At 67.3% G+C, this 19,527-nt stretch carries 15 protein-coding genes; 8 read left to right on the forward strand and 7 right to left on the reverse strand.

Annotated elements, in window-relative coordinates:
• Positions 1–34: 34 nt before the first annotated feature.
• From mfd to ABH900_RS08860, 3 genes are all read right to left on the reverse strand, one after another.
• Positions 35–3,499, reverse strand: coding sequence for a transcription-repair coupling factor (gene mfd / locus ABH900_RS08850; protein WP_429622523.1), 3,465 nt, complete (start codon positions 3,497–3,499; stop codon positions 35–37).
• A 116-nt stretch (positions 3,500–3,615) separates the two neighbouring features.
• Complete coding sequence (locus ABH900_RS08855; protein WP_004150340.1) at positions 3,616–4,161, reverse strand: GNAT family N-acetyltransferase; 546 nt, start codon at positions 4,159–4,161, stop codon at positions 3,616–3,618.
• 95 nt (positions 4,162–4,256) lie between these two features.
• On the reverse strand, positions 4,257–5,114 hold the full coding sequence (locus tag ABH900_RS08860) for a 23S rRNA (adenine(2030)-N(6))-methyltransferase RlmJ (protein WP_429622524.1): 858 nt from the start codon (positions 5,112–5,114) through the stop codon (positions 4,257–4,259).
• Positions 5,115–5,149: 35 nt separating this feature from the next.
• Between ABH900_RS08860 and creB the strand changes: the two genes are divergently transcribed.
• The 7 genes from creB to ABH900_RS08895 all read left to right on the forward strand — a co-directional run bounded on the left by creB (position 5,150) and on the right by ABH900_RS08895 (position 13,014).
• A complete protein-coding gene (gene creB / locus ABH900_RS08865) occupies positions 5,150–5,869 on the forward strand; it encodes a two-component system response regulator CreB (RefSeq protein ID WP_429622526.1) in 720 nt (239 codons plus the stop codon).
• 3 nt (positions 5,870–5,872) lie between these two features.
• Positions 5,873–7,333, forward strand: a complete 1,461-nt coding sequence (gene creC, locus ABH900_RS08870; RefSeq protein ID WP_429622527.1) for a two-component system sensor histidine kinase CreC — start codon at positions 5,873–5,875, stop codon at positions 7,331–7,333.
• An 81-nt stretch (positions 7,334–7,414) separates the two neighbouring features.
• Entirely contained in the window at positions 7,415–8,734 is a 1,320-nt protein-coding gene (gene creD / locus ABH900_RS08875) for a cell envelope integrity protein CreD (protein WP_429622528.1), read from the forward strand.
• A 10-nt stretch (positions 8,735–8,744) separates the two neighbouring features.
• A complete protein-coding gene (locus tag ABH900_RS08880; protein ID WP_429622529.1) occupies positions 8,745–9,155 on the forward strand; it encodes a hypothetical protein in 411 nt (136 codons plus the stop codon).
• A 177-nt stretch (positions 9,156–9,332) separates the two neighbouring features.
• Positions 9,333–10,931 carry a M20/M25/M40 family metallo-hydrolase gene (locus tag ABH900_RS08885; RefSeq protein WP_429622530.1) on the forward strand — a complete coding sequence of 533 codons (1,599 nt, stop codon included), beginning with the start codon at positions 9,333–9,335 and terminating at the stop codon, positions 10,929–10,931.
• A gap of 154 nt (positions 10,932–11,085) precedes the next feature.
• The gene (gene gltX / locus ABH900_RS08890; protein WP_429622531.1) at positions 11,086–12,489 is read left to right on the forward strand and encodes a glutamate--tRNA ligase; all 1,404 of its coding nucleotides are present in this window, start codon (positions 11,086–11,088) and stop codon (positions 12,487–12,489) included.
• A gap of 33 nt (positions 12,490–12,522) precedes the next feature.
• Positions 12,523–13,014, forward strand: coding sequence for a transcriptional repressor (locus ABH900_RS08895; protein WP_429622533.1), 492 nt, complete (start codon positions 12,523–12,525; stop codon positions 13,012–13,014).
• An 84-nt stretch (positions 13,015–13,098) separates the two neighbouring features.
• Here the strand turns inward: ABH900_RS08895 and ABH900_RS08900 are convergent, their stop codons facing one another.
• The 4 genes from ABH900_RS08900 to ABH900_RS08915 all read right to left on the reverse strand — a co-directional run bounded on the left by ABH900_RS08900 (position 13,099) and on the right by ABH900_RS08915 (position 18,960).
• Positions 13,099–14,259 (reverse strand): HlyD family secretion protein, encoded by a 1,161-nt coding sequence (locus ABH900_RS08900; RefSeq protein WP_429622534.1) that lies wholly within the window; start codon positions 14,257–14,259, stop codon positions 13,099–13,101.
• Between the two features lie 10 nt (positions 14,260–14,269).
• Positions 14,270–15,943 (reverse strand): MFS transporter, encoded by a 1,674-nt coding sequence (locus tag ABH900_RS08905; RefSeq protein WP_429622535.1) that lies wholly within the window; start codon positions 15,941–15,943, stop codon positions 14,270–14,272.
• Complete coding sequence (locus ABH900_RS08910; protein ID WP_295570633.1) at positions 15,943–16,509, reverse strand: TetR/AcrR family transcriptional regulator; 567 nt, start codon at positions 16,507–16,509, stop codon at positions 15,943–15,945. Before ABH900_RS08910 ends, ABH900_RS08905 begins: the two co-directional genes overlap by 1 nt.
• 246 nt (positions 16,510–16,755) lie before the next feature.
• Positions 16,756–18,960, reverse strand: a complete 2,205-nt coding sequence (locus ABH900_RS08915) for a TonB-dependent receptor (protein ID WP_429622536.1) — start codon at positions 18,958–18,960, stop codon at positions 16,756–16,758.
• Positions 18,961–19,096: 136 nt separating this feature from the next.
• Here ABH900_RS08915 and ABH900_RS08920 point away from each other — a divergent pair, with 136 nt between their 5' ends.
• Positions 19,097–19,510 carry a MerC domain-containing protein gene (locus ABH900_RS08920; RefSeq protein WP_288415847.1) on the forward strand — a complete coding sequence of 138 codons (414 nt, stop codon included), beginning with the start codon at positions 19,097–19,099 and terminating at the stop codon, positions 19,508–19,510.
• Positions 19,511–19,527: the final 17 nt, after the last annotated feature.

The following is a 19,527-nucleotide window of genomic DNA, read 5'->3' on the forward strand; positions in this document are numbered from 1 at the left end:
CCGGGTGAAACCGGTGCGGGGTGGTTCGAGGGGATCAACCCGGGGCGAGGGTGGTCAGAAGGGCGCGGGCCGCGTTGAAGCGGTCTTCCGGCAACGGCAGCGGATGCTTGATGCGCAGCTTTTCAGGCCCTTCCATGGCGTACAGGTTCGGTTGTTTCTGGATCAGCTGGATCACCGCCATCGGGTCGATGTTCGGCTTGGACTCGAACACGATGCGGCCACCGTTCTCGCCCAGGTCGAGCTTGCGGATGCCCAGCGCATTGGCTTTCAGCTTCAGTTCGGCAATGGCGAACAGGTGCTTGGCCGCATCCGGCAGCAGGCCGAAGCGATCGATCATCTCCACCTGCAGTTCGCGCAGCGCATCGCTGTCGCGCGCGCTGGAAATGCGCTTGTACAGGGTCAGGCGGGTATGCACGTCCGGCAGGTAATCTTCCGGAATCAACGCCGGCACGTGCAGCTCGACCTCGGCACCGCGCACTTCCTCGCCGGCATCCAGGTCGGGCAGCTTGCCTTGCTTGATGCTGCGCACCGCGCGTTCGAGCAGCTCGGTGTACAGGCTGAAGCCGACCTCGGCCATCTGGCCGCTCTGGTCCTCGCCCAGCAGTTCACCGGCACCGCGGATTTCCAGATCGTGCGTAGCCAGGGTGAACCCGGCGCCGAGTTCGTCCATCGAGGCGATCGCTTCCAGGCGTTTCTCCGCGTCCGGGGTGATCGAACGGCGGTCCGGCGCGACCAGGTAGGCGTAGGCACGGTGGTGCGAACGACCGACACGGCCGCGCAGCTGGTGCAGCTGGGCCAGGCCGAAGCGGTCGGCGCGGTTGATGATGATGGTGTTGGCGTTGGGAATGTCGATACCCGATTCGATGATCGTGGTCGACAGCAGCACGTTGAAGCGCTGCTTCTGGAAGTCCAGCATCACCTTTTCCAGTTCGCGCTCGGGCATCTGCCCATGGGCGATGCCGATGCGCGCCTCCGGGACCAGCTCGGACAGTTCACGCTGCATGCGGCCGATGCTTTCCACATCGTTGTGCAGGAAGTACAGCTGGCCACCGCGGGCCAGCTCGCGCTGGAAGGCTTCGCGCAGCAGCGCGTTGTCCCACTGGGTGATGAAGGTCTGCACCGCCAGCCGGTTCGGCGGCGGCGTGGCGATGATCGACAGGTCGCGCAGGCCGGCCATGGCCATGTTGAGCGTGCGCGGGATCGGCGTGGCGGTCAGGGTCAGCAGGTGCACGTTGGCGCGCAGCGCCTTCAATGCTTCCTTCTGGCGCACGCCGAAACGCTGCTCCTCGTCGACGATGACCATGCCCAGGTCCTTGAACTTCACGTCCGGCTGCAGCAGGCGGTGGGTACCGACGATGACGTCGATGGTGCCGGCGGCGACCTTCTCCAGTTCTGCCTTGATTTCCTTGGTGGTCTTGAAGCGCGACAGCACCTCGACCTTCATCGGGTAGTCGGCGAAACGGTCGCGGAAGTTGCGGTAATGCTGTTCGGCCAGCAGCGTGGTCGGCACCAGCACGGCGACCTGCTTGCCGGCGCTGGCGGCAGCGAAGGCGGCACGCACGGCGACCTCGGTCTTGCCGAAGCCGACGTCGCCGCAGACCACACGGTCCATCGGCTGGCTGCTGGCCAGGTCGCGCAGGGTGGCATCGATCGCAGCCAGCTGGTCTGGCGTCTCCTCGAACGGGAAGCCGGCGGCGAACGGTTCGTACATCGCCCGGTCGACCTGCAGCGCCAGGCCGGCACGCGCCTGGCGGCGGGCCTGGATCTCCAGCAGTTCTGCGGCAACGTCGCGCACCTTTTCGGCGGCCTTGCGCTTGGCCTTGCTCCATTGCTCGCCACCCAGCGAATGCAGTGGCGCGGTTTCCGCCGACGCACCGGAGTAGCGGCTGATCAGGTGCAGCTGGGCGACCGGTACATACAGGCGGTCACCCTTGGCGTATTCGATTTCGAGGAATTCGCCGGGCATGCCGCCGACGTCCATCGCGATCAGGCCACGGTAGCGGCCGACGCCATGGTCCTCGTGCACGATCGGCGCGCCCTCGGTCAGTTCACCGAGGTCGCGGATGATCGCTTCCGGCTCGCGGCCGGCACGGCGCGTGCGGCGGGTACTGCCGGCGCGCTCGGGGAACAGCTGGCGCTCGGTCAGTACCGCGATGCGCGGATCGTCCAGTGCGAAGCCATCTTCCAGCGGCGCCACCGCGATCGCGAAGCGCGTATCGTCGGCGAGGAAGCTGGGCAGGTCGGCCGCCACCGGTGGCTTCAGGTCAGCGGCCTGCAGCACCTCCAGCAGGGCTTCGCGGCGGCCGGGCGAATCGGCGGCGATCAGCACCCGGCCCGGGTAGTGGCCCAGGAAGGATTTCAGTGCATCGCCTGCCGGCGCCTCGCGAGCGGCCACTGGCAGCGGCGGCAGCGGCTGGTCGCCCAATGCATGCGCATCGGCGATGCGTGCATGGTCGGCCGCCCAGACCTCGATGCGCGGGGCATCGTTGAGGCGCTCGCGCAGCAGCTCCGGCGACAGGTACAGCGCCGATGGCGGCAGCAGCGGCCGTTCCACATCGTGGCGGCGCTGTTCGTAGCGCTCGCCGGTCTGCGCCCAGAACGCCTCGGCGGCTTCGCCGGCACCGGCGCAGACCACCGGCAGGCTGCCAGTGGGCAGATAGTCGAACAGGGTCGCGGTACGTTCGAAGAACAGCGGCAGGTAGTACTCGACGCCGGCCGGGGCCAATCCGGACTTCAGGTCCTGGTACAACGCGCTGCGCCGGGTGTCGACATCGAAGCGCTCGCGCAGCGTGGCCAGCACGCGTCCGATGCTGGCCTCATCCATCGGCACTTCGCGGCCGGGCAGCATGTGCACGGCGTCGACCTTGTCCAGCGAGCGCTGGTTTTCCGGGTCGAAGGCACGGATCGAGTCGATGTCCTCGTCCAGCAGTTCCACCCGCAGCGGCTCGTCGGCGCCCATCGGGAACACGTCCAGCAGGCCGCCACGTACGGCGAAGTCGCCCGGGTCCATCACCTGCGGCACGTTGCGGTAACCGGCGCTTTCCAGGCGGCGCTTCTCCGCCTCCAGGTCCAGGCGCTGGCCGACCTTCAGGTCGAAACTGCCACCGATCACATAGCTGCGCGGGGCCAGCTGCTGCAGCAGGGTCTGCACCGGCACGATCACCAGGCCGCGCTTCAGCGCGGGCAGGCGGTGCAGGGTGGCCAGGCGCTGCGAGATGATCTCCGGATGCGGGCTGAAGCGGTCGTAGGGCAGGGTCTCCCAGTCCGGGAACGCGACCACCGGCAGGGCCGGGTCGCCGCCAAGCAGGGTCTGCAGGTCGGCTTCAAGCTGGTTTGCACCGTGGTTGTCACGGGCAACCACCAGCAGCGGAGCGTCGTGCGCACGCGCCGCCTGGGCCAGGTACCAGGCCAGGGCCGTCGGTGAGGCGGGGGTGCGCCACCAGGCGCGGAGCTGGCCGGCGCGCGGCAGCGGCGGGGCGAGGTATGAGGTACGCGACATGGACTGCGGATTTTAGCAGAAGCCCGATCCAAGCCCGGTGGGTAATGCCGGCCGCTGGCCGGTAGCCTCATGCGCTGTCGGGGAAACGGAATGCCGGCCAGCGGCCGGCACTACCCTCAGTTGTCCAGCTCCAGCACCATCCGCACCAGACCTTCGGCACCGGTCGGGTGGGGGACCGGCTTGAAGCCCAGCGAGGCAGCCAGCTGCTTCATCGGCTCGTTCTCGGCGGCAACGTCGCCATACAGGCGGTCCAGATACTTGCCGCGGCCCCACTTGACCAGCTTGCGCATCAGCTGCCGGCCGAGACCCTGGCCGATAAGGAAGCGGCTGATCAGGATCGCGTACTCGGCTTCACGGGTACCGGGGATGATCGAGGCCCGGGCGACCGCGCCGACCACCGCCTCACCGGCCGGCAGGGATTCGGCAGCGACCAGGGTGATCTCGGTCTTCGGGTTCGGGTGGGTCAGGCGCTGGGTGGTTTCCGGCGAGAGCTCGGTCACCGCCTGCAGGAAACGATCACGGATTTCTTCCGGTCCGAACAGGCTGAACGCCGCTTGCAGCGGTGCGCCATCTTCCGGGCGGATGGGGCGGATCAGCAGCTCGTGGCCGCTGGGAGCCTTGAAGATCTCATGCCAGGGCGGCATGCGGTTGCGAGTGGCCATACCGGGTGATTCCTTGGTGGTCCATCGATTGTGGCATCACCGGGGCTGCATTCCGTGAACGAATGGCTCACGGCGGTACAGCCTCGTGAAGGCCGCTATTCGGGCGCTTTCAGCCAATCCAGGCGGGTGCTGGCGCCGGGTTCGCCCAGGTGCTGGCGCAGGGCCGGCAGGGCCGGGCCGACCACGCGGTCGAACTGCCAGGGCGGGTTGAGCAGCAGCATGCCGCTGCCGTTGAGGCGCAGCGGCGAGTCGTCCGGGCGTACCAGGAACTCGATCGTCATCGCCGATTTCACCGGCAGGGCGGTGGCCTTGCGCAGGAAATGCAGGATGGTGCGGCGCTGCTTGATCGGGAACCAGACCGCGCAGGTGGCCTGCGGCCAGCGCGCCAGGGTCTCGGCCAGCGCGGCCAGCACGTTCTGGTACTCGGCGTCCTGCGCCTCGTAGGGCGGGTCGATCAGCACCAGGCCACGACCGATCTTGCTGCCGTTGAACTTCGGCGGCAGCAGCGAGCGCAGCAGGGCGTAGCCATCGCCTGGACGCACATCGACGCGGCTGTCATGGGCGAACAAGGCCTTCAGCGTGGCCGTTTCGGCTTCCTGCAGCTCGCAGACCGCCATGCGGTCCTGCGCGCGCATCGCCTGTGCGGTCAGCAGCGGCGAACCCGGGTAATTGGTCATCGCGCCCACCGGGTTGTCGGCCTGTACCGCTTTCAGATAGCGCTCGACCACCTCTGGCAGCTTGGGCTGGGCCATCAGCCGCATGATCCCGGACTCGGCCTCCAGGGTCTTGCGGCTCTCTTCGCTGGCCAGCAGGTAGCGGCCGGCACCGCCGTGGGTGTCGAGCACGAAGAACGGGCTGTCCTTGCGCTTGAAGCTGTCAATCAGGGCCAGCTGCACGATGTGCTTGAGCACATCGGCGTGGTTGCCGGCATGGAAGGCGTGGCGATAGTTCATGGGCGGCAGTGTACGGGGCGGCGGCCGCAGCGGCTATGCTGCGCGCCATGACAGCCCTTGTTGCCCATGTCCTGGTGGTCGAGGACGAAGCCGCCATTGCCGAAACCGTGCTCTATGCGCTGCGCAGCGAAGGCTATGCCGCCAGCCACTGCCTGCTGGGGGGCGAGGCCCTGCTGCGGCTGCAGAGCGGTGACATCGATGTGGTGGTGCTGGACGTGGGCCTGCCCGATCTTGGTGGTTTCGAGGTCTGCCGCCGCCTGCGTGCGCAGCCCGGGCCGGCGGCGCAGGTGCCGGTGATCTTCCTGACCGCCCGCAACGATGAGGTGGACCGCGTGCTCGGCCTGGAACTGGGGGCCGACGACTACATGACCAAGCCGTTTTCGCCGCGCGAGCTGGTGGCGCGGGTACGGGCGCGCCTGCGTCGTGCAGCGCCCGCGGCGGCCGGCATCGAAAGCGGCTGGCAGGAGACCGGCGGTTTTGCCATCGATCGCGAAGGGCGGCGTATCCGCTTCCATGGCCAGGCACTGGACCTGACCCGCTACGAGTACGCACTGCTGGCGGCGCTGCTGCAGCGCCCCGGCGCCATCCTCAGCCGCGCGCAGCTGATGGACCGGGGCTGGGACAGCAGTGCCGAAAGCGCCGACCGCACCGTCGATACCCATGTAAAGACCCTGCGCGCCAAACTGCGCGCGGCCGGCGCCAGCGACGATCCGATCCGCACCCACCGTGGCCTCGGCTACGCGCTGGAGGTCTAGCCGATGCGCCTGGTGCTGAAGCTGTTCCTCGGCTTCTTCCTGATCACCGGCCTTGCCGCGTTCTTCGTGATGCGCGTGTTCGTCGCGGAGGTGAAGCCCGGTGTGCGCCAGGCGATGGAGTCGACCCTGGTCGATGCAGCCAACGTGCTGGCGGAGATGGCGGCCGCCGACGTCAAGGCCGGCACCATCAGGAGCGGCAGCTTCACCCGCAACCTGGCCAAGGCCCGGCAGCGTGACCTGAAGGCGATGGTCTGGCGCTTTCCCAAGCGTGCACTGGACTATCGGGTGACCATCACCGATGCCAAGGGCATCGTCATCTACGATTCGCTGGGCCGTGATCTGGGGCGTGACAATTCGCGCTGGAACGATGTCTACCGCACCCTGCGCGGCGAATACGGTGCACGTTCCAGCCCGGAAATCCCTGGCGAGGAAGGCGATACGGTGATGCACGTGGCCGCACCGGTGTACGACCCGGCCGATGGGCACACATTGATCGGCGTGCTCAGCCTGGCCCAGCCCAACCGCAGCATCGATCCGTTCATTGCCGCCAGCCAGCGCGCCATCATCGAGCGCGGCGCGTGGCTGATCGGGTTGTCGGCGCTGGTCGGTGTGCTGGTGACGGTGTGGCTGACCACCGGCCTGGGCCAGCTCAGCCGCTATGCGCGCGCGGTCACCGCCGGTGAGCCGGTACCGCCGCCGCGCCGCCGTCGCGACGAGATCGGCGACCTGGGCCAGGCACTGGAGACCATGCGGCGCAAACTGGAAGGCAAGGCCTACGTCGAACAGTACGTGCAATCGCTGACGCATGAGATGAAGAGTCCGCTGGCGGCGATCCGTGGTGCCGCCGAGCTGCTGCAGGAACCGCTGCCCGAGGCTGACCGCGTGCATTTCGCGCGCAGCATCGTCGACCAGCAGGAACGGCTGACCGAGACCATCGACAAGCTGCTGGCACTGGCCGAAGTGGAGCAGCATGGCTGGCTGCAGACCCGCGATCCGATCGCATTGCCTGGCCTGCTGGCCGATGCGGCAGGCGCGGCGCAGGTGCGTGCGCAGGCAGCCGGCGTGCAGGTCCGCACAGGCCCGGTGCCTGACCTGCACGTGCAGGGCGATGCCTACCTGCTGCGGCAGGCCCTGCACAACCTGATCGACAACGCGATTGCCTTCTCGCCGACGGGCGCGGACGTGACGTTGCAGGCGGAAGTGGAGGGCCAGGGCGTGCGCCTGCAGGTGGCCGATCGCGGTGCCGGCATTCCGGAGTACGCGCGCGAACGGATATTCGAACGCTTCTATTCACTGGCCCGTCCCGGCAGTGGCCGGCGCAGTTCGGGTCTGGGCCTGCCGTTCGTGCAGGAAGTCGTGCGCCTGCATGACGGTCGTGCCAGCGTCGCGCCCCGCGACGGTGGCGGTACCGTGGCCAGCCTGTGGCTGCCGCTGGGCACGCCGGGGCAGCGCCCGCGCCGCTGACTTCACACTCGCTTCAAATTCGCCACAAACCCTGCTCACTGCAGCGGTCCATCCTGCAGCCCTCTCCAACGAGGATGGACCATGAAATCCCTGAAGATGCTGCTGCGGTTCGCCATTGTCGGCGGCCTGATCCTGCTGCTGCTGATCCCGCTGACGATGATCCGCGGGGTCATCAGCGAGCGCAGCACGTACCGCGACGAGGCGTTCTCGCGGGTGGCCGACAGCCGCGCTGGCGCGCAACAGCTGGTCGGGCCGGTGCGGGTGGTGCCGTGGGTGGAACGCCAGCCGGTGGAAGTGGTCGACGCCAAGGGCAACAAGAAGACCGAGGTGCAGGTCACCGAGGGGCACTGGCTGCAGATGCCGGCCTCGCTGGAGGTGGGTGGCGAGATGCTGCCAAGCCAGCGTGAAGTCGGCCTGTTCAAGGTGCCGGTGTACAGCTGGAACGGCCAGTTGAAGGCCACGTTCGCCGAAGACGACTACCCGGTGAAGGCGGGACGCAGCTATGGGCAGCCGTATGTGGCACTGGGCGTTTCCGATGCACGTGGCCTGGTGGGCACGCCGAACCTGCGCGTGGATGGCAAGCAGGCGCGCCTGCTGCCGGGCGTGGAGGCGGCCAGTGAACTGGGGCGTGGCCTGCATGCGCCGGTGGCCGGGTTCGCCGACGACCGTGGCGGCAGCCTGGCCGGCAGCACGGTTGAACTGGAACTGCGCCTGGACGGCAGCCGCATGCTGTCGGTGGTGCCGGTGGGTGACGACACTCAGATCGCACTCCGCTCCAGCTGGCCGCACCCGTCGTTCAGCGGCGCCTTCCTGCCCAATGAGCGCCGCGTCGATGCGCAGGGCTTTGATGCGCGCTGGGCAGTGTCCTCGCTGGCCTCCGACGCCCAGCGCCAGCTGCGCAGCGATGGCGCGGTCGATTCGCAGGCGGTGACCGTATCGCTGGTCGATCCGGTCGATGCCTACACCCAGGCCGACCGCGCCTCGAAGTACGGCGTGCTGTTCGTGCTGCTCACCTTCGTCGGCTTCATCCTGTTCGAGCTGATCAAATCGCTGCGCATCCATCCGTTGCAGTACCTGATGGTGGGCCTGGCACTGGCGATCTTCTTCCTGCTGCTGATCAGCCTGTCCGAGCACATCGCGTTCTGGAAGGCGTATCTGGTCTCGGCCGTGGCCTGTATCGGCCTGCAGGCGGTGTACCTGGCCAACGTGCTGGGCCACTGGAAGCGTGGCCTCGGCTTCGCCGCGTTGCTGACCGTGCTGTATGGCGCGCTGTATGGCTTGCTGGTGTCGGAGAACAACGCACTGCTGATGGGCTCGCTGCTGCTGTTCGTGATCCTGGCGCTGGCGATGTGGGTCACCCGTCGGGTCGACTGGTACGCGCTTGGCGCGGAACTGAAGTAAGGAGCACGCCATGGGCTGGCGCCAGGGATTGCGGCAACGGGCACGGCAGGGCATTCCGGCCCTGCTGGAAGTGGATGCACTGCTGCAGGCGCATGGCGTGCTGGCGGCGTTGCCGGGGGCACGGATCGCCCCCGGGCTGATCCGCTTCCAGCTGGCGGCGGTGACCTGCGAGGGATTGCAGGGGCAGGGATTGGGCTGGTTGCAGGGCGCGCGGCAGGGACGCGGCGCACTGGCCGGCCGGGTGCCGCGCTATCGGCCATGGCAGGCCGGGGCGCAGGCGCTGGCCGAAATCGGTATTGCCGGCCTGCCCGGTGACTGGCCGGCGCATGCGGCGGTGTACGGCTGCAGCAGCATCGACCGGCGGCACTGGTTGTTGCTGCTGCCGGAGCGGGCGCAGCTGTGGCTGGGGTGGAATGGGTGATTGGGCTGTTCATCCACGCATGGCGTGGATCTACGGGGGGGAACCCCAGCCCTTTGGTGGGTGCGAACCTTGGTTCGCATGCATCCGCGCCGTCCATGACCGATGGGACGGTATCGGCGCGCGCCTGCTGGCTAGACTCGATGGGTTGATCAGCAGGCCGAAGGGCAGGGGTGCGATGTGGTGAAGTGGGGCGTGCTGGCGGTAGCGCTGGCGATGGGTGGCAATGCAGGGGCGCAGCAGCGCGAGACGGTCGACCTGGACATGGTCAGCCGGATCCGCCAGGAGGCCTTCCACCGCTCGCAGGTGATGGACACCTTCAGTTACCTCACCGAGCGCATCGGCCCGCGCCTGACCAATTCGCCGGCGATGGGGCGCGCCAATGCCTGGACCCGTGGCAGGTTCAACGAATGGAAGCTGGACAACGTCCACGACGAAGCTTTCGATGATTTCGGCCGTGGCTGGGAGTTCACCTCGGCCAGCGTGGAAATGCTGGGTGATCGCATCCAGCCGCTGCATGCGTTGCCCAAGGCCTGGACCCCGGGTACCAAGGGGCCGGTCGAGGGCGAGCTGGTGCAGGTCGAGATCAAGAAGCCCGAAGACATCGAGAAGTACCGTGGCAAGCTGCGCGGCAAGATCCTGCTGCTGGGCGAGGCGCGCGAGTACAAGCGCGGCACCGAGCCGGATTCGCACCGGCACGACGCGACCTCGCTGGAAGGCCTGCAGGAGTTCACCCTGCCCAAGGACCAGGACGCGACGGCCGAACGTGCGAAGCGGGTCAAGGAATACCAGGAGCGGCAGGCGCTGGCAGCCAAGGTGAACGCCTTCTTCGTTGAAGAGGGCGCGCTGGCCTCGATCAGCATCAGCAGCTGGGACAACGGCATCATCCGTGTCGCCGGTGGCGGTTCGCGCAAGGCCGGTGAGTCGGTGGGCATCCCCGAACTGGCCATGATCAGCGAGCACTTCAATCCGCTGGTGCGCGCGCTGAAGGACAAGCAGACCGTGCGCCTGCGCGTGGACGTGGCCGCGCGTTTCACCGACGAGGCCGACCAGCCGGGCTACAACACGCTGGCCGAGATCCGTGGCAGCAGCAAGCCCGATGAAGTGGTGATGATCGGCGCGCACCTGGATTCCTGGCACAGCGGCACCGGCGCGGCCGACAATGCGGCCGGCGTGGCGGTGATGATGGAAGCAATGCGCATCCTCAAAGCGACCGGCGCCAAGCCCCGGCGCACCATCCGCGTGGCGTTGTGGAGTGGCGAGGAGCAGGGCCTGATCGGCTCGCAGGCCTATGTGGCCAAGCACTTCGGCCAGTTCCCGGAGCCCACCGATGCGGCGCAGAAGGCGTTGCCGGCGTCGTTGCGCGAGCCCACCGGCGCGCTGCGCAAGACCCGTGATTACGGCAAGTTCCAGGTCTACTTCAACATGGACAACGGCTCGGGCCGCTTCCGTGGCATCTATGCGCAGGAGAACCTGGCGGCGATGCCGATCTTCGAAGCCTGGCTGGCGCCGTTCCATGATGTGGGCGCCACCACCGTGGCCACCCGCAACACCGGCAGCACCGACCACATCAGCTTCGACCGCATCGGCCTGCCGGGCTTCCAGTTCATCCAGGACCGGCTGGACTACTTCAGCAACGTCCACCACAGCCACCTGGACACCTTGGACCACGCTGAACCTGAAGACCTGAAGCAGGCTGCCGCCATCGTCGCCTCGTTCGCCTACAACGCCGCGATGCGCGAGCAGGCCTTCCCTCGCAAGCCAGAACCGCAGCCGTAAGAAAAGGGGACGGAGGGGATTAAGTCGTATCTCCCCTCCATTCCCTGGCGGTGCCCACACCGGGGGCAATCGCGACTTAATCCCCTCCGTCCCCTTTTTCCGTCGGGGGCGATGGGCTGGTAAAATCGGGGGATTCCCGTTCCTCGAGCCGTCCATGACCTGCCGCACCCGCTTCGCCCCCAGTCCCACCGGCTACCTGCACATCGGTGGTGCCCGCACTGCGCTGTACTGCTGGCTGGAGGCCCGCCACCGTGGCGGCGAGTTCGTGCTGCGCATCGAGGATACCGACCGTGAACGCAGCACCCAGGGGGCGATCGACGCCATCCTGGAGGCGATGGAGTGGCTGGGCCTGGACTACGACGAGGGCCCGATCTACCAGACCGCGCGCGTGGCCCGTTACCTGGAAGTGGCCGAGCAGCTGGTGGCTGACGGCAAGGCGTACTACGCCTACGAGACCCGCGAAGAGCTCGATGCCATGCGCGAAGCGGCCATGGCCAAGCAGGAAAAGCCGCGCTACAACGGCGCCGCGCGTGAGCTGGGCCTGCCGCGCAAGGACGACCCGAACCGCGTCATCCGCTTCAAGAACCCGCTCGACGGCACGGTGGTGTTCGACGACCTGATCAAGGGCCGCATCGAGATCGCCAACAGCGAGCTGGATGACATGGTCATCTTCCGCCCGGACGGCTTCCCCACCTACAACTTCGCGGTGGTGGTGGACGACTGGGACATGGGCATCACCGAGGTCATCCGCGGCGACGACCACATCAACAACACCCCGCGCCAGATCAACCTGTACGAAGGCATCGGTGCGCCGGTGCCGAAGTTCGGCCACATGCCGATGATCCTGGACGAGCAGGGCGCCAAGCTGTCCAAGCGCACCGGTGCGGCCGACGTGATGCAGTACAAGGACGCCGGCTACCTGCCCGACGCACTGCTGAGCTACCTGGCCCGCCTGGGCTGGTCGCACGGTGACCAGGAGCTGTTCAGCCGCCAGGAGCTGATCGAGCTGTTTGATGTGAAGGACTGCAATTCCAAGGCCTCGCGCCTGGACATGGCCAAGCTGGGCTGGGTCAACCAGCAGTTCCTGAAGTCCGAAACGCCGGCCAGCATCGCTCCGCACCTGGTCTACCAGCTGCAGAAGCTGGGTCTGGACGTGGCCGCCGGCCCGGCACCGGAGGACGTGGTGGTCGCCCTGCGTGACCGCGTGCAGACCCTGAAGGACATGGCCGAGAGCGCCGTGGTCTGGTACCAGCCGCTGACCGTCTACGACGACGCCGCGGTGGCCAAGCACTTCAAGGCCGGCGCCGACGTGGCGCTGGGCAAGGCCCGCGAGCTGCTGGCGGCCCTGCCGGAGTGGACTGCAGAGGCGGTGGGCGTGGCCCTGCACGATGCGGCCGCCGCGCTGGAGATCGGCATGGGCAAGGTCGCCCAGCCGCTGCGCGTGGCCATCACCGGCACCCAGGTCAGCCCTGACATTTCCCATACCGTGTACCTGGCCGGCCGCGAGCAGGCCTTGAAACGCATCGATGTGGCCATCACCAAGGTAGCAACGGCCTGAGGCATCCTTGCCAGGCCGAACCGGAGAACGCGCATGCCCGCCAAGACAGACAGTGCCTGTACCGCCCCGCACCACCACGTTCACGACGCAACCGATTTCGTGGCGGTGGTCGAGCGTGTCTCGCGCGAACGCGGGCTGCGCCTGACCCCGATCCGCGCCAACGTGCTGAAGCTGATCGCCGAGGCCGGCAAGCCGGTCAAGGCGTACGAACTGCTGGAATGGGTGCGCAATGGCAAGGGCGTGGGCGCCGATGCCCCGCCCACCGTGTACCGCGCGCTGGATTTCCTGATGGCCAATGGCTTCGTGCACAAGCTGGAGTCGGTGAACGCCTTCGTGGCCTGCCATCACCCCAGCAGCGCGGCGCACTCGGTGCCGTTCCTGATCTGCAACAGCTGCCACAGCGCGGTGGAACTGGAAGACCGCGAGATCGTCACCCAGCTTGAGAAGCGCGCCAAGGAACTGGGCTTCCAGCCGCAGGCGCAGACCCTGGAAGTGCACGGGCTCTGCGCGCGCTGCGCGGGCTGAGCGGGCGGTGGGATTGGGGTCAGATCCCTTTGCCAACGGCAAAGGGATCTGACCCCGCTTCATGGCAGTCGGGCCAGCTCGACTCTACCGGGCGGATGCCGGTTCTGCCGCTGTATCCACCCGCGCGATCACCGACATGCCTGGCCGCAGCCGCGCGGCCAGCTCCTGCCCCGGATCAATCGCGATCCGGATCGGCAGCCGCTGTACCACCTTGGTGAAGTTGCCGCTGGCGTTGTCCGGGCGCAGCACGCTGAACTCCGAACCCGTGGCCGGCGCGATCTGTTCCACGTGGCCATGCAGCACCTGGCCCTGGAACGCGTCCACCGCGAATGTCGCCGGCTGGCCGATGCGCATCTGCCAGGTCTGGCCTTCCTTGTAGTTGGCCACTACCCACAGCGCCTCCGGCACCAGAAACAGCAGCTGTGAGCCGGCCGCCACGTACTGTCCTGCACGCACGCTGGCCTCGCTGATCTGGCCGTCGCGCGGTGCATGGATCACCGTGTTGGCCAGGTCGATGCGGGCCAGTTCCAGCTGCGCCTGTGCGCTCTCGACCTGGGCTTCCAGGCTCTTGCGCGCCACCTGGGTCGACACCAGTGTTTCCTCGGCAATGCGGATCTGTGCCTGCGACTGCTGCACGCTCGCCTGCGCCGAGGCCTGGGTGGTACGGAATTTGTCACGGTCGTTGATCGACACCAACTGCTGCGCGGCCAGTTCCTCGTAGCGCTTGGCCTCGTTGCGCGATCGCTGCAGTTCGGCCTGGCCCGCCGACAGCGTGGCGTGCGCCGAGGCGATCTGCGCACGGTTCTGTGCCTGTGACTGGTCCGAATTGGCCAGCGCCGCGCGCGCACTGTCCAGGGTGGCCTGTGCCTGCGAAACCCGCTGTGCGTAGATGCGGTCGTCGATGCGCAACAGCGGCTCGCCCTTCTTCACGTGCTGGAAGTCCTTCACCAGCACCTCGGTGACGTAGCCGTTCACCTGCGGCGCCATCACTGTGATCTGGCCGCGCACATAGGCGTTGTCGGTGACCATCACGCTGCTGGTGAAGGGCCACAGGTGCCAGGCGCGCAGGATCAGCGCGATGCCCAGCAGCGCCACCACCACCATCACCACCACGCTGCGTGCGCTGGGCTTGAGGTACTTCGGTGCCACGGCCGGTTCGACCGGCGTCGGCGCGGGGGCTGCGTCGGTCGGCGGCGGTGGGGTGACGTCGTCGGTATCGTCGGGGCGGGGAGGAACCGGAGGCATGGCGGTGGACTCAACGGGGCGCGGCCGGCGTGGCCGCTGCGGGGGAGGAGGGATGGCGCTTGCGCCATTGCTTGAGCACGGCGGTGCGCAGCGACAGCAGCAGCAACCAGCACAGGAAGCCGATCGCCAGCCAGCCACTCAAGGTGAACACATCATTGAAGCCGCGCACGTTGGCTTCGCGGCGCGCGGTCTGCGCCAGCTGCGCGCTGCCCTGCGCGTTGCGCAGCACCGGGTCGGTGATCTGTGCGGCATACAGCTGCTGCTGGATGCGCAGGCGCTGCGCGACGATCGGGTCGGCCGGGTTGAGCTGGCTGGTCAGCGCGCTGGAGTACAGCTGTTCGCGATGCAGCTGGAAGGTGCCCAGCACCGCTGAGCCGGCCAGTCCGCCCAGCGTCTGGGTGATCGACAGCGTCACCAGGAAGGTGATCATGTGGTCCACGCCCTGCTTCAACGCGGCAGAGATGCCGAGCATGATCAGCGGCCCCATGAACATGCCGGCGCCGACCGAGGCCAGGAACTGGCTGGCGTAGAAGTCGTGCGGCCGGTCCAGGCTGGTGCGGTGCTGGTCGAAGAACGCGGCGGCGCCCAGCAGCAGGATCGCCATCAGCAGCTGGGCGATCAGTCGTTTCGGGCCGAAGGTCAGCGAGGCGCCGGCGATCCCGACGATCACCCCGGCCAGGATCACCACGAACAGCGGCCGCATCTGGTCAGGTCCCATGCCCAGGGTGCGCATCAGGTTGACCACGCCGTAGGACTGCTCGGTGGTGAGGAAGCGGATCAGGAAGGCGCCGACGATGAAATGCAGGACCGGCAGCGTCGACAGCCAACGGATCTGCAGCAGCGGATTGCGCCGGTAATGCTCGATGATCAATGCGGTGGTGGTCAGCGCGATGGAGGCGATCAGCGCCCAGCCCAGCCACGGCGTGTTGAGCCACCAGCGCGTGTAGCCCTGCGCCAGCACGATCACCAGCAGCGCGACAGCCGGCGCGAGCAAGGCAAAGGTGAGGAAGTCCAATGGCTCGAAGGCCTTCACCTGGATGCCTGGCGGCAGCTTCAGCAGCACCACTGCCGCGAACGCACACAGCGCCAGGCCGGCTTCGAACGAGTACAGCTGGTGCCATTGGCCGGTATCGACCAGCCCCGGCGAGACGATCCAGGCGATCGGCACGGCCAGCTGCGAAAGGCCGACGCCGACCACCAGCAGGTTGCCGGTGAAGCGCCGCGGCAACGCCTGCAGCATGTACAGCGTACCCAGCGTCGAACACGCCGCGCCGGCGAAACCGCTGGCGGCACGGGTCAGCAGGGTGGTCTCGAAGCTGCCCACGAACAGGTGCAGCACCGCCAGCGCGGCATACAGGCCCAGGCCGATCTCGGCGAACAGACGGATGCCGTACTGCTGGCGGAATTTGAAGGCCAGCAGGTTGGCGGTGACATTCACCATCGCGTAGGCCGCCACCAGCCAACTGCCCTGGGTCGGGGTCAGTGCCAGCTGGCCCTGCAGGAAGGGCAGGTTGGCGGTGACCAGCGCGTTGCCAAGGCCGCCGGTGATCGCCACCAGCAGCGACACCAACGCGTAGGCCACGCGCCGATAGGGAGGATGCCAGGGCATCGAGGCCGAGCCGGGCATGGTCGGCTTTTCGTGCTCCTCCCAATCCGGAACCGGCTTCAGATACGGCTGGACCATCAACGGGCCTCGCTGGGTTCTCCCTGAAGGCCGCCGCGCAGCAGCTGCAGGGCACGCCCGGCCAGCTGGGCGCGCTCGTCGCGGGTCTTGCCGCGCAGGGCCGCACCCAGCATGCCCGAGATCAGTGAAATATCCGTCTTCTCCAGGTCAGGGCGACACAGGCCGGCGGCCTTGGCACGGGCGATCGGCGCTTCCAGCAGGTCGCGCACGGTCTCGCGCGCGCTGCGCATGGCAGGTACGTCGGAGTCCACCGCGCGCCAGTAGTCGGCCAGCGCCGGTGAATCGATGATGCGCTGGGCCATGCCCTCGAACACCTCGAACAGGGCATCGTCGCGGTCGCCGAGCTGCTCGACCTGGCGCCGGATGCGGTCGACCGTGCGCTGCAGCAGCGCCTGGATCAGCGCGGTGCGGTCGGGGAAGTTGCGGTACAGGGTGGCTCGGCCCACCTGGGCGCGTTCGACCACCAGGTCCAGCGGGGCGGTGACGCCATGCTGGCCGAACACATGATCGGCGGCGTCAAGGATGAGGGCACGGCGGGCAGCAGCATCGGCACGTTGGGCAGTCATGGAGTTATTTTCGGACAGAAATGTCCGATTGGCGAGACTTTGAGTGACGGGATTGTCCGCTTGTTGTCGTACGCACATCTTTGTGACGAATGTGTGATGGAGTGCGACTGAAACAAAACAGGGGCCCGAAGGCCCCCGTGGGATCCGACCCCTACCGGTCGGTAGATCCACGCCATGCGTGGATGTCGTTGCTCAGGGGGCAGAGCCCTTTCCTATGGAAAGGGATCCGACCCCGGCATTGCCTGGTCAGAAGAACGCGCGGATGCCGAATGCGACACCGCGGCCCGGCAGCGGCGAGTAATCGCGCAGCAGCGAGGTATGCGGGCGCACTTCGCGGTTGGTCAGGTTGCTGCCATCCAGGAACACCTCGTAGCTGTTGCTGGCGTTGCGGTCCCAGCGGTAGGCCAGATGCGCATCGACCAGGGTGTAGCCGTTGCTCGGCTCCTCGTTCTGGGCCACGTCCTTCTGGCGGCTGTACCGCACCGCACCGACCGAGGCGCGCCAGCCGTCCTTCGACCAGCGCAGGTCGGCGCCGACGCGGGCCGGCGCGATACGCGGCAGGTAGCCGGTGTTGGCCAGTTCCACCGAGTAATTGTGGTTGTGGTCGCCATGCGGCACGGCGATATCGAGGTTGCGGCTGCCGCTGCCATCCAGCTTGGCCTTCACGTAGTCACCGAACAGGCGCAGATCCCAGTCGCCGGCGCCGCCTTCGAACAGGTGCACCAGCGCTTCGGCCTCGGCACCGCGGAACACCGCGTCCTGCTGGGTCCAGGCACGGACCGGCAGGCCTTCGGTGACGCCGGTGTCGGCCAGGTAGATGAAGTTCTTGAACTTGGTCTGGTAGACCGACGCGGAGAAGTCCACGCGCTCGCTGTGGGTGTGGATGCCCAGTTCAACGCGCTGGCCACGCTCGGTCTTCAGGTTGCCGTCGCCGATTTCCAGCGAACGGGTGGCGATGTGTGCGCCGGCGGCGTACAGCTCTTCGTTGGTCGGTGCACGCTCCGAGCTGTCGACGCCGATGCGCAGGTCAACGGCATCGTTGAGCTTCCAGATACCAGCGGAAGACAGGTTGGTGGCACCGAACGTGCGGCGGCGGTAGTCACCGGTCGGGTCAAGCTTGACCTGGTCGTGGCGGCCGCCCAGTTCCAGTTTGAACGGGCCGAACTGCTTTTCCTGCAGCACGAACAGACCGATGTTCCTGGTGCCGGTATCCGGAACGAACGCCTCTTCGCCCTTGGCGCCGAAATCACTGTTGCCGAACTGCAGGCCGAAGGCACCATCCCAGCCGCCGATCTGCTGCTGCACGGCCTCCAGGCGCGCCTCGATGCCGCGGTTGGTGAAGCGGGTCGACGGCGTGCCGGCTTCCAGTTCCACGTGCTCGTAGTCGGTGTAGGCCACACGTGCATTGATGTTCTTCAGGAACGAGACCGGGTTGTAGATGCCGGCCTTGGTCTCGAAGCGGTTCTGCACCATGTCGATGCGCACGTCATGCTCGTCGCCGCCTTCTTCTTCATCGCCGTGATCGTGGCCATGGTCATGCCCGTGATCATCGCCGTCGGCGTGCACGTGGGCGCCGTTGGGAATGCCGTAGTTGGTGCGGTAGGTGCTGGCCGAAACGCCGAAGTAGCCGCCTTCGCCCAGCCAGGTGGCACCGACGCCACCGGCGCGGGTGCGGATGGAGCTGTTGTCCAGGCGGCCGCGACGGGGTTCTTCACCCTCGGCTGCCTCGTGGTCATGATCGTGCTCGTGGTGATCCTCCAGACGATCGATCACCGCATAGCCGGGAATGCGGTAGTCATCGCCATTGCGCACCAGGCCATCCACGTGCAGCACGACGTTGCCGCTGACGCCATCGAGGCGGAACATGCCGCTGCGCTCGTTGTTCACCGAATTGCCACGCAGTTCGGCGCGGCCGCTGAGCGGACGCTCCGGCAGCTCGCGCGCGATGCGGCCATCGACCACGTTGACCGCACCACCGATTGCACCGCTGCCGAACAGCAGCGTGGCCGGACCCTTCAGTACTTCGATCTGATCGGCCAGGAACGGCTCGATGCTGGTGGCGTGGTCGGCGCTGACCGTGGAGGCATCCATGTTGCCCATGCCGTTGGACAACACGGCCACGCGCGGGCCTTCCTGGCCACGGATGATCGGACGGCCGACGCCCGGCCCGAAGAACGTGCTCTGTACACCGGGCAGCTTGGCCACGGTATCGCCGAGGGTGCCGGCCTTCTGCTCGTCCAGGCGCTCTCCGGCGAGGACGTCCACCGGACGCGCCAGGGATTCGGCATCACCCTGCAGTGGTGAGGCGGTCACTTGTACCGACGACAGTTCGGTCAGGTGGCGGTCACGATGCGCCGTGTCATCGCTGGCGGCAAAGGCGACCGAAGGCAGCAGGGCAGCGAGGGCCAGAGCGAGGGAATGCGGCTTCAACCGCGGGGTGTGGGCGGGCATGGGCAGGTCCTTTGTTACATTGTATCAATCGCGGGGCGCACGAATCCCGTCGGTGGGACAGGGGGGAGGGAAACCGTGCGGGTCGGGAACGGATGTTATATTATTCCATAACGATTCGCCGACCCTGCTGGAAGTCATGTCCCTGTCCTCACGCCTGCGCCACCTGCTCGACCGTTTCGGCGCCACCGGTTCGATGTTGTGTGCGGTGCACTGTGCGGTGATTCCCGTGCTGCTGGCGGCGGCGCCCTCGTTGGGCCTGTCGTTCTGGCTGAGCGATGGGGTGGAGCAGGCGCTGGTGCTGTTCGTGACCCTGCTGGGTCTGTTCAGTCTGGTCTGGGGCTATCGTCGGCACGGTGCGCTGCGTGCGCTGGGTTTCCTCATTCCCGGCCTGGTCGCGCTGTGGGCCGGCGTGCTGTATGACCCGCTGCACCACAACGCGGTGCCGCATGCGGTGGTGATGACCATCGGCGGCTTGCTGGTCGGCGTCGCCCACCTGGTCAACCTGCGCCTCAATCACGGCCACGTGCACGACGCCAGCTGCGCGCACTAGGCGCTCCGTGATAGGAT

The sequence above is a fragment of the Stenotrophomonas sp. AN71 genome, assembly GCF_050435725.1.
Classification (GTDB): domain Bacteria; phylum Pseudomonadota; class Gammaproteobacteria; order Xanthomonadales; family Xanthomonadaceae; genus Stenotrophomonas.

What these genes read in the sequence shown, in the direction of transcription:
- gltX (WP_429622531.1), top strand. Translation starts at nt 11,086, where the DNA reads ATGACCTGCCGCACCCGCTTCGCCCCCAGTCCCACCGGCTACCTGCAC.
- ABH900_RS08855 (WP_004150340.1), bottom strand. Translation starts at nt 4,161, where the DNA reads ATGGCCACTCGCAACCGCATGCCGCCCTGGCATGAGATCTTCAAGGCT.
- ABH900_RS08920 (WP_288415847.1), top strand. Translation starts at nt 19,097, where the DNA reads ATGTCCCTGTCCTCACGCCTGCGCCACCTGCTCGACCGTTTCGGCGCC.
- creD (WP_429622528.1), top strand. Translation starts at nt 7,415, where the DNA reads ATGAAATCCCTGAAGATGCTGCTGCGGTTCGCCATTGTCGGCGGCCTG.
- ABH900_RS08905 (WP_429622535.1), bottom strand. Translation starts at nt 15,943, where the DNA reads ATGGTCCAGCCGTATCTGAAGCCGGTTCCGGATTGGGAGGAGCACGAA.
- ABH900_RS08895 (WP_429622533.1), top strand. Translation starts at nt 12,523, where the DNA reads ATGCCCGCCAAGACAGACAGTGCCTGTACCGCCCCGCACCACCACGTT.
- ABH900_RS08910 (WP_295570633.1), bottom strand. Translation starts at nt 16,509, where the DNA reads ATGACTGCCCAACGTGCCGATGCTGCTGCCCGCCGTGCCCTCATCCTT.
- ABH900_RS08900 (WP_429622534.1), bottom strand. Translation starts at nt 14,259, where the DNA reads ATGCCTCCGGTTCCTCCCCGCCCCGACGATACCGACGACGTCACCCCA.
- ABH900_RS08915 (WP_429622536.1), bottom strand. Translation starts at nt 18,960, where the DNA reads ATGCCCGCCCACACCCCGCGGTTGAAGCCGCATTCCCTCGCTCTGGCC.
- creB (WP_429622526.1), top strand. Translation starts at nt 5,150, where the DNA reads ATGCTGCGCGCCATGACAGCCCTTGTTGCCCATGTCCTGGTGGTCGAG.
- ABH900_RS08880 (WP_429622529.1), top strand. Translation starts at nt 8,745, where the DNA reads ATGGGCTGGCGCCAGGGATTGCGGCAACGGGCACGGCAGGGCATTCCG.
- ABH900_RS08860 (WP_429622524.1), bottom strand. Translation starts at nt 5,114, where the DNA reads ATGAACTATCGCCACGCCTTCCATGCCGGCAACCACGCCGATGTGCTC.
- mfd (WP_429622523.1), bottom strand. Translation starts at nt 3,499, where the DNA reads ATGTCGCGTACCTCATACCTCGCCCCGCCGCTGCCGCGCGCCGGCCAG.
- creC (WP_429622527.1), top strand. Translation starts at nt 5,873, where the DNA reads ATGCGCCTGGTGCTGAAGCTGTTCCTCGGCTTCTTCCTGATCACCGGC.